The sequence below is a fragment of the Micromonospora sp. WMMD730 genome, assembly GCF_049178955.1.
Classification (GTDB): Bacteria; Actinomycetota; Actinomycetes; order Mycobacteriales; family Micromonosporaceae; genus Micromonospora; species Micromonospora wenchangensis.
Genome location: NZ_JBMHML010000002.1, coordinates 615,802 through 631,458, shown reverse-complemented (window position 1 = coordinate 631,458; position 15,657 = coordinate 615,802). Strand labels below are relative to the sequence as shown.

Annotated in this window: 13 protein-coding genes; 5 read left to right on the top strand and 8 right to left on the bottom strand. The window is 72.9% G+C overall.

Features of this window, described 5'->3' with window-relative positions:
* Positions 1–119: 119 nt before the first annotated feature.
* On the top strand, positions 120–1,244 hold the full coding sequence (locus ACN265_RS02985; protein ID WP_420117970.1) for an LCP family protein: 1,125 nt from the start codon (positions 120–122) through the stop codon (positions 1,242–1,244).
* Positions 1,245–1,259: 15 nt separating this feature from the next.
* Here the strand turns inward: ACN265_RS02985 and ACN265_RS02980 are convergent, their stop codons facing one another.
* From ACN265_RS02980 to guaB, 3 genes are all read right to left on the bottom strand, one after another.
* Positions 1,260–2,711 carry a M1 family metallopeptidase gene (locus ACN265_RS02980; RefSeq protein WP_421405945.1) on the bottom strand — a complete coding sequence of 484 codons (1,452 nt, stop codon included), beginning with the start codon at positions 2,709–2,711 and terminating at the stop codon, positions 1,260–1,262.
* A gap of 152 nt (positions 2,712–2,863) precedes the next feature.
* Complete coding sequence (locus ACN265_RS02975; protein ID WP_204924921.1) at positions 2,864–3,982, bottom strand: GuaB3 family IMP dehydrogenase-related protein; 1,119 nt, start codon at positions 3,980–3,982, stop codon at positions 2,864–2,866.
* Between the two features lie 30 nt (positions 3,983–4,012).
* Complete coding sequence (gene guaB, locus ACN265_RS02970) at positions 4,013–5,593, bottom strand: IMP dehydrogenase (RefSeq protein WP_204924920.1); 1,581 nt, start codon at positions 5,591–5,593, stop codon at positions 4,013–4,015.
* Between the two features lie 196 nt (positions 5,594–5,789).
* Here guaB and ACN265_RS02965 point away from each other — a divergent pair, with 196 nt between their 5' ends.
* The gene (locus tag ACN265_RS02965; protein WP_088645783.1) at positions 5,790–6,200 is read left to right on the top strand and encodes a DUF5319 domain-containing protein; all 411 of its coding nucleotides are present in this window, start codon (positions 5,790–5,792) and stop codon (positions 6,198–6,200) included.
* 42 nt (positions 6,201–6,242) lie between these two features.
* Here the strand turns inward: ACN265_RS02965 and ACN265_RS02960 are convergent, their stop codons facing one another.
* Positions 6,243–7,061 (bottom strand): response regulator transcription factor, encoded by an 819-nt coding sequence (locus tag ACN265_RS02960; protein ID WP_421405943.1) that lies wholly within the window; start codon positions 7,059–7,061, stop codon positions 6,243–6,245.
* A 257-nt stretch (positions 7,062–7,318) separates the two neighbouring features.
* Between ACN265_RS02960 and ACN265_RS02955 the strand changes: the two genes are divergently transcribed.
* Complete coding sequence (locus ACN265_RS02955) at positions 7,319–7,702, top strand: WhiB family transcriptional regulator (RefSeq protein ID WP_088645816.1); 384 nt, start codon at positions 7,319–7,321, stop codon at positions 7,700–7,702.
* A 240-nt stretch (positions 7,703–7,942) separates the two neighbouring features.
* Here the strand turns inward: ACN265_RS02955 and ACN265_RS02950 are convergent, their stop codons facing one another.
* The 4 genes from ACN265_RS02950 to groES all read right to left on the bottom strand — a co-directional run bounded on the left by ACN265_RS02950 (position 7,943) and on the right by groES (position 13,496).
* Complete coding sequence (locus tag ACN265_RS02950) at positions 7,943–9,391, bottom strand: non-reducing end alpha-L-arabinofuranosidase family hydrolase (protein ID WP_420117974.1); 1,449 nt, start codon at positions 9,389–9,391, stop codon at positions 7,943–7,945.
* Positions 9,392–9,572: 181 nt separating this feature from the next.
* The gene (locus tag ACN265_RS02945) at positions 9,573–11,333 is read right to left on the bottom strand and encodes a molybdopterin-dependent oxidoreductase (protein ID WP_421405942.1); all 1,761 of its coding nucleotides are present in this window, start codon (positions 11,331–11,333) and stop codon (positions 9,573–9,575) included.
* A gap of 129 nt (positions 11,334–11,462) precedes the next feature.
* On the bottom strand, positions 11,463–13,109 hold the full coding sequence (gene groL, locus ACN265_RS02940; protein ID WP_204924916.1) for a chaperonin GroEL: 1,647 nt from the start codon (positions 13,107–13,109) through the stop codon (positions 11,463–11,465).
* Between the two features lie 72 nt (positions 13,110–13,181).
* Complete coding sequence (gene groES / locus ACN265_RS02935) at positions 13,182–13,496, bottom strand: co-chaperone GroES (RefSeq protein WP_204924915.1); 315 nt, start codon at positions 13,494–13,496, stop codon at positions 13,182–13,184.
* A 339-nt stretch (positions 13,497–13,835) separates the two neighbouring features.
* On the opposite strand from groES, the gene ACN265_RS02930 reads away from it, so the two are divergent.
* Positions 13,836–15,155: a THUMP-like domain-containing protein gene (locus ACN265_RS02930; protein WP_420117501.1), complete on the top strand. Its 1,320-nt coding sequence runs from the start codon at positions 13,836–13,838 to the stop codon at positions 15,153–15,155.
* 10 nt (positions 15,156–15,165) lie between these two features.
* The gene (gene ybaK, locus ACN265_RS02925; protein WP_377687223.1) at positions 15,166–15,645 is read left to right on the top strand and encodes a Cys-tRNA(Pro) deacylase; all 480 of its coding nucleotides are present in this window, start codon (positions 15,166–15,168) and stop codon (positions 15,643–15,645) included.
* Positions 15,646–15,657: the final 12 nt, after the last annotated feature.

Genomic DNA, 15,657 nt, shown 5'->3' with positions numbered 1-15,657 from the left:
GCATCATTACCGGCGGGTAGCCATCGCGCCAGTGCCGGATTTCGCGCGATCATGCTGACCGTCGCCGACCGCAACCCGCAGGGCCGGTCGAAGCGTTGTGCAGACGGGGGTGGCGAGCGATGACTCAGGAGACCGGAACGGGACGACCACGCTGGGTGTGGGGGCTGGCCGCCCTGGCCGTGGTCGTCCTGGTGGGGGTGGCCGCCCTGGTGGTGACCCGGGTGGTCCGCGACGACGAGCCACGGCGTACGGCCGGACCGGCCGCCACGACCACCGGCCCGACGCCGACGCCGAGCCCCACCCCCAGCCCGACCCCACCCCCCGGGGCCTCGATCACCGGCCCGCTCAACCTGCTCCTGGTCGGGGTGGACACCCGGGTCAGCGTGCCCGGCTGGGAACCGCACGGCGACGCGGTGCTGATCCTGCACGTGCCGGCCGGGCTGGACCGGGCGTACCTCTTCTCGCTCCCCCGCGACCTGGTGGTCGACATCCCGAAGTTCCCCAAGTCGGGCTACCAGGGCGGCCGGACGAAACTCACCCACGCGATGAGCTACGGCAGCCGGGTGCCGGGCAAACCCAAGAACCCCAGCGCCGCCCAGGGGTACGAGCTGCTGCGCAGCACGGTCGCCGGGTACACCGGGCTGCGCTTCGACGCCGGTGCGGTGGTCACCTTCAACGGCTTCGACCGGCTGGTCGACAGCCTCGGCGGGGTGGACCTCTACGTCGACCAGCGGGTCCCCTCGCTGCACCGCCGGCCGGACGGCAAATACCGCGAGCCGGCCCGGGGCGGCGGCGGATACACCGGCCCGCAGATGGTCTACGAGAAGGGTGAGCGGCACCTCAACGGCTGGCAGGCGCTGGACTACGCCCGGCAGCGCTACATCGCCGGCGGCGACTACGCCCGGCAGCGCCACCAGCAGCAGCTCCTCCGGGCGCTGGCCGCCAAGATCCTCAACGAGAACCTGGCCCGTCAGCCCGACCGGGTGGAGCAGGTGGTGTCGGCGCTCGGCGACACCCTGGTCTACGCGGGCGGCCCGCGCATCGTCGACCTGGCGTACGCCCTCGGTGGGCTGAGCGCCGACCGGATCACCCTGGTCGGGCTGCCCGGCGACGGGGTGGGCAAGGGCGGCAGCTACCGGGGCGAGCAACTCACCAGCGTCGGCAAGGGATTCCTGCCCGCGCTCAAGGCCGGCAAGGCCGAAACCTACCTGGACGCCCACCCCGAGCTACGGGTGAAGAACTAGCCGCCGGGGGACCGCTCAGCGGCGGGTGGGCGGGGCGGGACGCTCGGTGCCGTACAGCCAGGCGGCGAAGAGGTCGTCGAGCTGCTGCCCGCAGACCCGCTCGGCGGTCGCCACGAACTCGGCGGTGGTGGCGTTGCCATTGCGCTTGTCGGCCGCCCAGGTCTTGAGGAGCCGGAAGAAGGCGTCGTCGCCGACCGTCACCCGCAACGCGTGCACGGTCATCCCGCCGCGCTCGTAGACCGAGTCGCTGAACAGGTTCGCCACCCCGGGCGCACCGGGCGGCACCCGCCAGACCTGGTCGTCGGAGGACGCGTACCGCTGCTCGAAGGCGGCCTGGGCGGTGTCCCGGCCCTGGTGCTCGGCCCAGAGCCACTCGGCGTACGTGGCCAGCCCCTCGTTGAGCCAGATGTCCGACCAGCGGGCCACCGACACGCTGTCGCCGAACCACTGGTGGGCCAGCTCGTGCGCGACCACCCCGGTGTTCTCACCGCCCCGGAAGAAGTTGGCCGAGTAGACCGGCCGGCTCTGCGTCTCCAACGCGTACCTGATCCGGGGATCGTCGACCACCACCCCGCCGTACGCCGCGAACGGGTACGGCCCGAAGACGCTCTCCAGGTAGTCGGCGACCGTCACGGTGCGGGCGACCGACTCGTCGGCCGCCCCCCGGGGAAGGCTGGCGGCGACCGCGCTGAACACCGGCCGGCCCCGGTGCTCGCCGGTGCTGGTGCGGTACTTCCCGATCACCACCGTGCTCAGGTAGCTGGCCATCGGGGCGGCCTCCGACCAGCGCCACGTGGTGAAGCCGCCGGCCGCCGGGCGCTGCCCCCTCGGCACGCCGTTGGCGACCACGACCAGCCCCTTCGGCACGGTGATCTCGAAGTCGTAGGCGGCCTTGTCGGAGGGGTGGTCGTTGACCGGGAACCAGGTGCTCGCCGACTCGGGTTGGCCGAGCGCGACCGCGCCGTCGGCGGTGTGCAGCCAGCCGCCCTCGCCGATCGTCTCGTTGCGCAGCGGCTCCGGCCGGCCGTCGTACCCGACCTGGACGGTGAAGACCGTCCCGGCGCGGACCGGCGCGGCCGGGGTGACCACCAGCTCGGTGCCCTCGCGGGTGTGCCGGGCCGGGGTGCCGTCCACGGTCACCCGGCGCACCGTCAGCCCGGCCAGGTCGAGGTGGAACAGCGGCAGGTCGGCCTCGGCGGTGGCCCGGACGGTGGCGTCGCCGCGCAGCTCGTCGCTGGTCGGGTCGTAGCGGACCTTGAGGGTGTACCGCTCGACGTCGTACCCGCTGTTGCCGGCGGTCGGGAAGTACGGGTCGCCGACGCCGGCCGGGCCGGGGGTCACCCCCGGGGTCGCCTCAGGCGTCGGAGTCGACCGGGATTCCCGCCGGGGTTCCGGGTCGGCGGTGCAGCCGGTCAGGGCGAGCGCCACGGTGACGAGCAGCGCGAGCCCGCGCCGGTTCCGGCTCATGGCCACCTTCGTCCCCCGTTCGCCGCCGCCGTCCGCGCAGCCTACCGATCCGGCCGGCCCCGGGTGCCTGCAACGCCGCACGACGAGCGGGGCGACGGTACGGCCGGCCGGCCGGCCCCATGGTGGGGCCGGCCGGCCGCGACGGACCCGGGTCAGCGGTCGAGGACCAGCCCGACCCGCTGGAACTCCTTCAGGTCGCGGTAGCCGCACTTGGCCATCGCGCGACGCAGCCCACCGAACAGGTTGAGCTGGCCGTCCGGCTCGTCGGCGGGGCCGAACAGCAGCCGCTCCATCTCCCCGAGCGGTTCGCCGGCCACCTCGAACGCACCACGCGGCAGGGACGGGTGGCTGGCCGCCGAGTGCCACCAGGCGCCGCCGGCCGGGGCCTCCTCGCACAGCGACAGCGGCTCGCCGAGCATCACCGCGTCCGCGCCGCAGCCGAGCGCCTTGGCGATGTCGCCGGAGGTCTGGATGTCGCCGTCGGCGATGAGGTGCACGTAGCGTCCACCGGTCTCGTCGAGGTAGTCGCGGCGGGCCGCGGCGGCGTCGGCGATCGCGGTGGCCATCGGCACCCGGATGCCGAGCACCGACTCGCTGGTCGACCAGTCGTCACCGCCGATGCCGACGATCACCCCGGCCGCACCGGTACGCATCAGGTGCAGCGCCGTCTTGTAGTCGGTGCAGCCGCCGACGACCACCGGCAGGTCGAGGTCGGCGATGAACTCCTTGAGGTTCAGCGGCTCGTCGGTGGTCGAGACGTGCTCGGCCGAGACGATGGTGCCCTGGATGACCAGGATGTCGACGCCCGCGTCGAGGATCACCGGGGCCAGCGCGAGGGTGTGCTGCGGGGACACCCGCACGGCCACCGTGCTGCCGCCGGCCCGCAGCTCGCGGACCCGCTCGGCGATCAGGTCGGGGCGGATCGGCTCGGCGTAGACCTCCTGGAGCCGCTTGGTCGCGCGGGCGTCCTCGCCCAGCCCGGCCAGCTCCTCCAGCACCTTGGTCGGGTTCTCGTAGCGGGTCCAGAGGCCCTCGACGTTGAGCACGCCCAGGCCGCCGAGCTGCCCGAGCCGCACGGCCGAGGCGGGGCTCATGGTGGCGTCCGACGGGTGGGCGACGCAGGGGATGTCGAACTGGTAGGCGTCGAGCTGCCAGCCGGTGGAGACGTCGTCGACGTCCCTGGTCCGCCGGCTGGGCACGATGGCGATGTCGTCCAGGTGGTAGCCGCGCTGCGCGGTCTTGCCCAGCCCGATCTCGACCACGTCACGCATGAGGGACTCCAGGTGGTTTGGGGTGGTGGGTCAGCGGGTGTGGTAGTTGGGGGCCTCGACGGTCATCTGGATGTCGTGCGGGTGGCTCTCCTTGAGCCCGGCCGCCGTGATCCGGATGAGCTGGCCCCGGTGGTGCAGGTCGGGGATGTTCTCCGCCCCGGCGTACCCCATCGCCAGCCGCAGCCCGCCGACGAGCTGGTGGGCCACCCGGGACAGCGGCCCCCGGTAGGGCACCTGGCCCTCCACGCCCTCCGGCACCAGCTTGTCGTCGCTGAGCACGTCCTGCTGGAAGTAGCGGTCCTTGCTGTACGACTTGGCCTGGCCCCGGGACTGCATCGCGCCCAGCGAGCCCATCCCCCGGTACGCCTTGAACTGCTTGCCGTTGACGAAGATCAGCTCGCCGGGGCTCTCCTCGCAGCCGGCCAGCAGGCTGCCGAGCATCACCGTGTCGGCACCGGCCACCAGGGCCTTGGCGATGTCACCCGAATACTGGATGCCGCCGTCGCCGATCACCGGGACGCCTGCCGGACGGGCCGCGCGGGCCGCCTCCATGATCGCGGTCACCTGCGGGACGCCGACCCCGGCGACGATCCGGGTGGTGCAGATGGCACCCGGGCCGACCCCCACCTTGACGCCGTCGGCACCGGCGTCGACCAGGGCCTTCGCCCCGGCGTAGGTGGCCACGTTGCCGCCCACGATGTCGATCGTCACGTCGGCCTTGAGCCGGCGGACCATGTCCAGCACGGCCCGCTGGTGGCCGTGCGCGGTGTCCACGATCAGCACGTCGACACCCGCGTCGACCAGGGTCCGGGCCCGCTTGTAGGCGTCCTCGCCGACGCCGATGGCGGCGGCGACCCGCAGCCGGCCGGCGTCGTCCTTGGTGGCGTCCGGGTACTGCTCGCTCTTGGTGAAGTCCTTGACGGTGATCAGCCCGCGCAGCCGCCCCGAGTCGTCCACGATCGGCAGCTTCTCGACCTTGTGCTGGCGCAGCAGGGAGAGCGCGTCGTCCTTGCTCACCCCCACCGGGGCGGTGACCAGCGGCGTCCGGGTCATGATCGCGTGGACCGGGGTGGCCGGGTCGGAGACGAACCGCATGTCCCGGTTGGTGACGATGCCCACGAGCTGGCCCTCGCCGTCGACCACCGGGACGCCGGAGATGCGGTAACGGCCGCACAGCTCGTCGACCTCACGCAGGGTGTCCTCGGGGCTGGCCGTCACCGGGTTGGTGATCATGCCGGACTCGGAGCGCTTGACCAGGTCGACCTGGAGCGCCTGGTCCTCCAGGGAGAGGTTGCGGTGCAGCACGCCGATGCCGCCCTGGCGGGCCATCGCGATCGCCATCCGGGCCTCGGTGACGGTGTCCATCGCGCTGGACAGCAGCGGGATGGACAGCTCCACGTTGCGGGTGAGCCGGGTGCGGGTGTTCACCCGGCTGGGCACCACGTCCGACTCGCCGGGCTGGAGCAGCACGTCGTCGAAGGTCAGGCCGAGCGGCACCACCCGCGCCGACCCGGCGGGCAGCTCCGGCAGGTGGCCGCCCCACTCGCCGCTGTCGACACCGGCCGGAAGATCGGTGCCGGCAGGAAGATCGGTGCTGGGCGAATTCTCCACGATTGCTCCCCTGAGCTGCTCGGACGGGATTCAGCGAGGCGGCGCGCGCGGCAACCGGCGCACGCCGGGGTGACGGCGAGTCGTCTCATCGTACCCACTGAGCAGGGCGGCCCTCGCCGGCGACCGGTCGGGGTCGGCGACGCCACAGCGACCGCCGGGGGGCGCGTGCGGCGAGGGTTGGGTCTACGGTGAGGGGGTGCACGACGAGCCCATCGACCCGTTCAACGGCGACCCGGCCGATCCGGCTGCGGGGCTGGACGATCCGGGCGACGACGCCCCGCTCGACCCGCTGACCGAGGTCGAGCGGCAGGACGTGCTGGAAGACCTCGCCGACCTGGAGATCTACCAGGCCCTGCTGTCCCCGATCGGGGTACGCGGGCTGGTCATCGAGTGCGAGGACTGTCGCGAGCCGCACTACTTCGACTGGGACCTGCTCCGGGGCAACCTGCGGCACCTGCTCAGCTCGGGTCGACCCCGGGTGCACGAGCCGGCCTACGATCCCGACCCGGACCACTACGTCACCTGGGACTACGCCCGGGGCTACGCCGACGGGGTGCACGACACGCTCACCGAGTCCGCGGGCGACGACACCGACTCCGACGACTGACCCCCGGGCCGACCCGGCTCGCCACCGCCGGGGCGGGGGCGGTCAGGCGACCAGGCCGGCGCGGAAGCCGGCGGCCACCGCGTGCGCCCGGTCCCGCGCGCCGAGCTTGCGGAACAGCCGCCGGGCGTGCGTCTTGACGGTGTCCTCCGAGACGAACAACTCCCGGCCGATCTCCGCGTTGCTCTTGCCCTCGGCCATGCCGAGCAGCACCTGGAGTTCGCGTTCGGTCAGCCCGACCGAGGTCCGGCCGGCGCGGGCGCCGGAGGTCGGACGCGGCAACCCGGTGGCCGGGGCCGGCTCGGCCGGCGTGCCCTCCGACTCCCCCTCGACCTCGTCGTCGCCGCGTTGCACGGGCACCACCGACGGCGCGCCGGGCGTACCGTCGGCCGGCGGCGGCGACCAGCCCGGCGCGGGCGGGCGACCGGGTCGCGGGGGCGCGCCGACCGCGGCGGTGTCCCGGGCGGGGTCGGCGACCCGGTGCCGGGCGGACCGGCCGGGCGCTGCGAGCAGCAGCAACGCCTTCGCCACCGCGCTGGTCAGGTCGTGGTCGGCACCCTGGATCAGGCCCCGGGCCCCGGCGCTGATGGTGGCCGCCGCCGCCTCCGACTCCTCGGTGCCGAGCAGCAGCACCGCGGCCTGCGGGGCGCGGGCGAGCACCCGGCGCACGAAGCCGGCGCTGTCCGGCCGGGTGAGCGCCGTGTCGGCCAGCACCACGTCGACCGGGCGCTCGGCGAGCCGCAGCATCACCTCGGGATCGGAGACGGCTGTCCGGACGACCGCGGCCAGGCCGAGTCGCGCCGCCGCGTTGGTCAACTGCTGCGCGGCGATCGGTGTCCGAACGCATACGAGAACGGTACGCACGGTGGTCTCCTCTCCGGACACGAGCAGACCATGACGGGGTCCACCGGGGAGGAGGTTCCGGGCAATCCTCTGAACTTTTCCGACATTTGGGTCATATGACGCAGGAGGCTTCGGGTTTTCGATCTCAACACGTGTGAGTCGGCGAGGGTTCGGGTACCGAGGCTCCACGCCGGAAACGGGGTACGCCAGCGCGGACCACAGCCCGGACGCCGGTTCAACGAGGATCTCCGCGGTGCCGCGCGGGAGGAGGGGTGCTGATGTCGAACGTACGTAGACTGCCCGGACCCATCGTCGATCTGTGGGACTGGCAGCGTCTCGGCGCCTGTCGGGGTCGGGACAGCGCGCAGTTCTTCCACCCGGACGGCGAGCGCGGTTCGTCCCGGCTGCGCCGGGAGTCCGGCGCCAAGTCCGTCTGCCAGGCCTGCCCCGTGCGGGCCGAATGCGCGGCGCACGCCCTGTCCGTGCGGGAGCCGTACGGCGTCTGGGGCGGCCTCAGCGAGTCCGAGCGGCTGCGGCTGCTCGCCCTCGGCTGGGAGGACCTGGCCGACCGCCGGCAGACCCGGGTGGACATCGCCCGCATGGAGGCCCGGCTCGGCGCTTCGCACAAGACCGCCGTACCGGCCCAGCGCAAGATCGCCTGACCGACCCGCCACACCTCGACGAGGCCGCGCTCCGGAAATCGGAGTGCGGCCTCGTCGTTTCCCGGCCCGTGGTCCGACGCCGGGCCGGCAGGTACGAAAAGCGGGGCGGGCCCGGCTGTGCCGGACCCGCCCCTTCATTCCACCCGATCCTGCTCCGAGCCGTCGTGCGGCTCACCCGGTACGGCTTTCGCCGCCGGTCGCGGGAGTCAGGAACAGCGGGGTCGCACCTGCGTCACGCCGTCAGCGCTGCAGGGTCAGCAGACCCGGCCGGTAGGGCAGGAGGCCGTAGTCACCACCCGAGTTCGTGGCGCGGCCCTGGTAGAGCAGTTGCAGGTTGCACGGGTCGATCGTGTTCGTCTGGTCCGCGCTGGTGCGCAGCAGCTCACCGTGGCTGATGTCGTTGGTCCAGGTGGCACCGCTGTTGGCCTTGCCCGCGAACGGGTTGTTGTAGGTCGTCGCGTTCGGCGTCCAGGTGCCGCCCAGGCTGGTCGCCGTGAACGAGCGGAAGTAGCGCTCCCAGGAGCTGGTCCGGGCCTCGATGATCATCAGGTACTGGTTGCGGCCCGCGACCTTGTAGACCTGCGGCGCCTCGAAGATGTTCTCCGAGGTGTCGCTCATGATGGTCGTGTAGCTGGAGCCGAAGCTGCCCGGGAAGTTCCCGATCGGCATGATCTGGCGGTAGATCTTGCCGTTGTCACCGGCGAAGAACAGGTACATGTTCTGGTCGTCGCCGATGATCGTCTGGTCGATCACGCCGGTGCCGGAGTCGGTGATCTTCGCGGTCGACAGGGTCTGCGCAGCCGACCAGCCGTTGGCGTTGGCCGGGTTGGTCGACGTGCGGTACGAGAACGACGTCGGGCCCCACTGGTGGGCGAGGATCCAGATGTTCTTCGGCGCGAAGTAGAACAGCGACGGCGCGACGGTGCTCTGGCTCATGGTGTTCTGGGGCGCCGTGGCGAGCTGGTTGAGGTTGTCGACCAGGCCGAAGTTCATCGAACCCCAGCCGCCGGTGGCGCTGCTGCTGTGGGTGGTGGCGTACACCAACTGCTTGCCCTGGTAGGGGGCGATGGTGAAGTCCTTGAGTGACGCCCAGCCGGCCTTCGGCTGCGCCAGCGGACCGGTCGACGACCAGCGGTAGGACGTCGGCAGGGAGCAGTTGCCCGTCGGCGGCGGGGTGGTCGGCGGGGGCGTGGTCGGCGGCGGGGTCGTGGGGGGCGGGGTGGTGGGGGGCGCGGTCGTCGGCGGCGTGGTGGGCGGGTTGGTCGGCGTCGTGCCACCGTTGCAGGCCACCCCGTTGAGCGCGAAGCTCGTCGGGACGGGGTTGCTGGACGTCCAGGCCCCGTTGAAGCCGAACGACACCGAGCCGTTGGTGGGGATCGCGCCGTTGTAGCTGACGTTCTTGGCGGTCACCGCCGAGCCGCTCTGCGTCACGGTCGCGTTCCACGCCTGGGTCACCGACTGCCCGGAGGCGAAGGACCAGGTCAGCGTCCAACTGCTCAGCGCGTCGCCCAGGTTGGTGATGGCGACGTTGGCCCCGAAGCCACCGCCCCACTCCGAGGAGACGGTGTAGTTCACCGAGCATCCCGCCGCCGCCGCGCCTGCGGGCAGCGCGGTGACTACCGACGCCGACGCCAGCAACGCGACACCGGCCGAGATCAGGCCGACATTGGCCGATCTGGATCTGGACATAAAACACCCTCCTGACGGGATGGCGACCTGCACATTGGTGGTGGCCGTTGTTAGGTTAACGTTAACAGTCGCGTCAGGTATGTTACGGGAGCGCTCCCACAGCCTCAACCCTCGATATCGCTGTGGAATTTTCGGCTATCCGCACATTGATCAATCTTGATGACTTAACGCTGATGAGGAATCAGCGCACGGTGACTGTGACGCTGTGCCACCCGGTCGCTCCGTCCGGGGCGACCGGCGCGGTCAACGGGGTCTGCGTCTCGCCGTCCCGGTCGGTCGCCCGCACCTGGAGGGTGTGCTCACCCGGGGTCGCCACCCACCGCCACGACCACTGCACCCAGGTGTCCACCGACACCGTCGGGGCGAGGGTCGCCTCCTGCCACGCGCCGCCGTCGACGCGTACCTCGACCCGGCTGATCCCCCGGTGCTGCGCCCAGGCCACCCCGGCCACCGTCACCTCGCCCGTGGTGAGCCGGTTACGCGCGCGGGGGGTGTCGATCCGCGACTGCGTCTTCACCGGCCCCTGCGCCGACCAGCCACGCGGCACCCAGTACGCGTCGAAGTCGGCGAAACTGGTCAGCTCCAGCTCGGTCACCCACTTGCAGGCCGACACGTACCCGTAGAGGCCCGGCACCACCATCCGCACCGGGAAGCCGTGCTCGACGGGCAGCGGCTCGCCGTTCATCCCCACCGCCAGCAGGGCGTCCCGCCCGTCGCGCAGCGCCGCCGTCGGGGTGCCGCAGGTCCAACCGTCGACCGAGCGGCCGACCACCTGGTCGGCCCCCTCCTCCGGTTCCGCCTCGTCGAGCAGTTCCCGGATCGGTACGCCCAGCCACCGGGCGTTGCCGATCAGATCCCCACCCACCTCGTTGGAGACGCAGGCGAGGGTGACGTACCGCTCCACCATCGGGCGGGCGAGCAACTCGGCGAAGGTCAACTCGATCGGGTTGCGCACCCGACCGTGGATGCGCAGCCGCCAGGTCTCCGGATCCACCTGCGGCACCACCAGCGCCGTGTCGATCCGGTAGAAGCCGCCGTTCGGCGTGGTGTAGGGGGCGAGCTGGGCCAGGGACAGGTCTGCCCCCGCCGGCACCGTCGGCGCCACCGCCGACGGGGTGGGCAACGCGACCGCCTCCCGGGCCGCCGACACCCCCCGCCGCCCGGCGAGCCAGTGCCCGCCCAGCCCCGCCACGGTCGCCACGCCCGCGAGCAGGCCCGCACCACGCAGGAACCGCCGCCGGGACTCCGGGTCGGTCGACTCCAACGGCTCCCAGCCGACGGGCGGCCCGCCGGCCGGACCCGCAGGGGCACCCGGCCCGTCGGCCCCCCGGCGTTCGCCCGCCGTCGACCCGGCGGCCGGCACACCGTCGCCCCGGTCCACCGCTGGACCGGCCACCGGCGGCCCACCGGCCGGAAGCGACCCGGCGGCCGGCGACGTCCCGGGCACCGGGGGCGGCCCGGGGTGGGCGGCCGGCAGCGGGGTGGGCGGCTGCCAGGGCCACGGGTCGAGCTGCCAGGGACCGGCCACGAAGGCCCAGAGCACCAGCCCGCCCAACCCCCCGCCGACCAGGGCGGGGAGCGCATCGGCGGCATCCGCGCCGGCCCGGGTGAGCGCGGCGGCGACACCGAGACCGGTGAACGCCGCGATGCCCACCAGCCCGACCGCGAGCCGCCGCGCGGCGAGCACACCGATCCCGGCGGCGAACGCCGCCAGCAGCACCGCCGTGCCGACCAGCAGGGCGATCTTGTCGTACCTGCCGAAGACCTCGATGGCGAACTGCTTGAGCGGCTCGGGGACCGTGTCGACCACGACCCCGCCGACCGCGATCAGCGGGGCGGAGCGGGGACCGGTGAGGACGGCGACCGGCTCGGCGACACCGATGGCCACCACGGCGGCGGTGACCCCGGCCAGCGCGGCGAAGCCACGGGGGGTGGTGCTCATCCGGCCAGTGTCGTCGATCGACCGGGCCGGCCGCCAACCACGTCACCGTTCCGTAAGCAGCGGTCACCGTACGCGTCAGGGCGCACCGCCGAAGTACGACGGTGCGCCCTGACCTGGCGTGCTACCGGGTCAGAAGCCCGGGCCGTGCTGGTGGCCGTGACCGTGGCCGTGGCCGTGCCCACCGGCGGCGGCCGGCTCCGGCTGCTCCGGCTTCTCGACCACCAGGCTCTCGGTGGTCAGCAGGAGGCCGGCGATCGACGCGGCGTTGGTGACCGCGTTGCGGGTCACCTTCACCGGGTCGATGATGCCGGACTTGACCAGGTCGACGTACTCGCCCCGGGCGGCGTCGAGGCCCTGGCCCCAGTCCTGGCCGGCGACCTTCTCCACCACCACGTAGCCGTCGTGGCCGGCGTTCTGGGCGATCCAGCGCAGCGGCTCGACCAGCGCCTTGCGCACGATCGAGACACCGACCTTCTCGTCACCGGTCAGGCCGAGGTCGTCGTCGAGCACCGAGCGGATCTGGGCCAGCGCGGCACCGCCGCCGGGAACCGTCCCCTCCTCGACCGCGGCCTTGGTGGCGGCGATCGCGTCCTCGATGCGGTGCTTGCGCTCCTTCATCTCGACCTCGGTCGCCGCGCCCGCCTTGATGACCGCGATGCCACCGGAGAGCTTCGCCAGCCGCTCGGCCAGCTTCTCCCGGTCCCAGTCGGAGTCGGACGCCTCGATCTCCTTGCGGATCTGGGCGACCCGGTCGGCGACCTCGGCGGACTTGCCGCCGCCGTCGACGACCGTGGTGTTCTCCTTGTCGACCACGACGCGCCGGGCGGTGCCGAGCGCCTCCAGGCCGACCTGGTCGAGCCGGTAGCCCAGCTCCGGGGCGACCAGCTCGGCGCCGGTCAGGATCGCCATGTCCTGGAGCATCGCCTTGCGGCGGTCACCGAAGCCGGGGGCCTTGACCGCGCAGACCTTGACGGTCTTGCGGATCGCGTTGACCACCAGGGTGGACAGCGCCTGGCCCTCGACGTCCTCGGCGACGATCAGCAGCGGCTTGTTGTTCTGGAGAACCTTCTCCAGCAGCGGCAGCAGCTCCTCGATCGCCGAGATCTTCTGCGTGGTGATGAGGATGTACGGGTCCTCCAGCACCGACTCCTGCGACTCCGAGTCGGTGACGAAGTTCGGCGAGATGAAGCCCTTGTCGAACTGGAGACCCTCGGTCACCTCCAGCTCGGTGCTGAGGGTGGAGCCCTCCTCGACGGTGATGACACCGTCACGGCCGACCCGCTCCATCGCCTCGGCGATCAGCTCACCGATGGTGGCGTCCTGCGCCGAGATCGTCGCGACGTGCGCGATCGCCTTCTTGTCGGCCACCTCGACGGCCCGACCGAGCAGCGACTCGGAGACCTTGGTGGCCGCCGCGTCGACGCCCCGCTTGAGGCCGGTCGGGTTGGCCCCGGCGGCCACGTTGCGCAGGCCCTCGCGGACCATGGCCTGGGCCAGCACGGTCGCGGTGGTGGTCCCGTCGCCGGCGACGTCGTTGGTCTTCGTCGCCACCTCCTTGACCAGCTGCGCGCCGAGGTTCTCGTACGGGTTGGTGAGCTCGATCTCCTTGGCGATGGTCACACCATCGTTGGTGATCGTGGGCGCACCGAATTTCTTGTCCAGGACGACGTTGCGCCCGCGCGGGCCGAGGGTGACCTTGACCGCGTCCGCGAGGGCGTTGACACCGTGCTCCAGCAGGTGCCGGGCGTCGTCCGAGAAGCTCAGGATCTTCGCCATGAATGTCCCTTCGAAGCGTCGTCGCCCCGGCCCGGCGAGCCGGACCGGGGCGACGACACGGGAATCGGTTGGTTACTTCTCGATGACCGCGAGAACGTCGCGGGCGGAGAGCACCAGGTACTCCTCGCCGGCGTACTTGATCTCGGTGCCGCCGTACTTCGAGTAGAGGACGGTGTCGCCGACATTGACGTCGAGCGGCACGCGGTTGCCCTTGTCGTCGATCCGGCCGGGGCCGACGGCGAGGACGGTGCCCTCCTGCGGCTTCTCCTTGGCGGTGTCGGGGATCACGATGCCCGACGCCGTGGTGGTCTCAGCCTCGTTCGCCTGGACCACGATCCGGTCCTCGAGCGGCTTGATCGCAACCTTGGTCGCGGTAGTCACGGGCATACCCTCCTGGGGTACTTGGTTTCGTTGCCGGCCGAGAGTCCGACCAGCGTCAATCTGCCACATGCCACCGGGCGGGGCCGTCGTCGCGGGTGCCGGTCCGCCTGGCGTTCAGCACCCGGGCCGGACGGCCCGAACGCTGGCACCCTCGGGGTGAGAGTGCTAATCGCAGGTTATTCCTCGGCTAGCACTCCGTCAAGGAGAGTGCCAATCTGCCGCCCTTCGTGTCGCCGCTCGCCATGATCAACTCAAGGGTGGCGATGTTGCGGTGACGACACCGCTCGGACACCGCAACATCGGCCCGCCTGAGTCGATCTCCCAGGAGGACCGGACAATGGGCGGGTGGATCTCGACCAGTTCGCCGCGCTGCGTACCGCCGAGGGGTCGGCCGCGCTCGCCGCGGCGACCGGGGTGGCCGGCGGCGACCCGCTGGTCGCGGCCGCGGCGCTGCGCTCGCGCGGGGTGCCGGCCGGGCTGGCCGCCGCCGCACTGACCCAGGCCGAGCTGCGTCGCCGCGCGGTCGGCAAGTTCGGCCCGGAGGCGGCCGGGATGTTCCTCACCCGCCCCGGCCTGGAGCAGGCCACCCGCCGGGTGGTCGCCGACCGGCGGGCCGCCCGGCTGGCCGCCGCCGGGGTGCGCACCCTCGCCGACCTGGGTTGCGGCCTCGGTGCCGACGCGCTCGCCGCCGCCCGCGCCGGCATCCGGGTGTACGGGGTGGAGGCCGACCCGGTCACCGCCGCGCTGGCCGCCGCGAACGCCGAGGCCGCCGGACTGGCCGGGCGGTTCACCGTGGAGTGCGGCGACGCGACGGCGTTCGACGTGACCCGGGTCGACGCGGTCTTCTGCGATCCGGCCCGACGGCGGGCCGGCACCGGACGGCGGATCTTCGACCCGGACGCCTACTCGCCGCCGTGGGACTTCGTCACCGGGCTGGCCGCGCGGGTGCCGCACACGGTGGTGAAGGTGGCCCCCGGCATCGACCACGCCCGGATCCCGGCCGACGCCGAGGCGGAGTGGGTCAGCGTCGACGGCGACCTGGTCGAGGCGGCCCTGTGGGGCGGCCCGCTCGCCGGGGTGCCCCGCCGGGCGACCGTGCTGCGGGCGGGGCCCGCCGACCGGCAGCGACCGGCGGGCGGCCCGGCGACCCCCGGGGACCGGCCCACCGGTCCCGGTGCCGGGGCGACCGACGGCCACCAGCCGGCCGTCCCCGGTGACCCCCCGGAGCGGAGCCACCAACTGACCGGCACGGGTGACGTCGAGGCGGGAGTCGGGCCGGTACGGCGCTACCTGTACGACCCGGACCCGGCGGTGGTCCGGGCGCACCTGGTCGCCGAACTGGCCGACACCCTCGACGCGACGCTCGCCGACCCGAGCATCGCCTACCTCTACGCGGACGCCCCACGCCCCACCCCGTTCGGCAGGTGCCTGGAGATCGTCGACGTGCTGCCGTTCTCGCTGAAGCGGCTGCGCGCACTGCTGCGGGAGCGCCGGGTCGGCCGGGTGGAGATCCTCAAGCGGGGCTCGGCGTTGTCGCCCGAGCAGCTGCGCCGGGACCTGCGACTGGCCGGGGAGAATCCGGCCAGCCTGGTGCTGACCCGGGTGGCCGGGGCGCCGACGGTGCTGATCGGCCGACCGGTCGCGGACGGGGGCCCGCCGGGCTAGCGTGTCCGGCATGGCGGGACAGGCCACCGCGGCGACGGCGCTGCTGACCAAGCGGAAGATCGCCCACCGCACCCACCCGTACGACGTCGCCCCGGACGCGCCGAACTACGGCGCGCTGGTCGCGGCGGCGCTCGGCGTGCCGCCGGAGCGGGTGTTCAAGACGCTCGTCGCCGAGGTCGACGGGGCGCTGGCGGTGGCGGTCGTCCCGGTCACCGGCGAGCTGAACCTCAAGGCGCTGGCCGCGGCGCTGGGTGGCAAGCGGGCCGCGCTGGCCGACCGGGCCGCCGCCGAGCGGAGCACCGGTTACGTGCGGGGCGGGATCAGCCCGCTGGGCCAGCGGCGACGGTTGCCGACGGTGGTCGACGTCTCCGCGCTGGACCACGACACCGTCTACGTGTCGGCCGGCCGGCGGGGGTTGCAGCTCCAGCTCGCCCCGGCGGACCTGGTGGCCCTCACCGACGCCGGCACCGCGCGGATCGCCGCCGGCTGAACCGACCCCGGG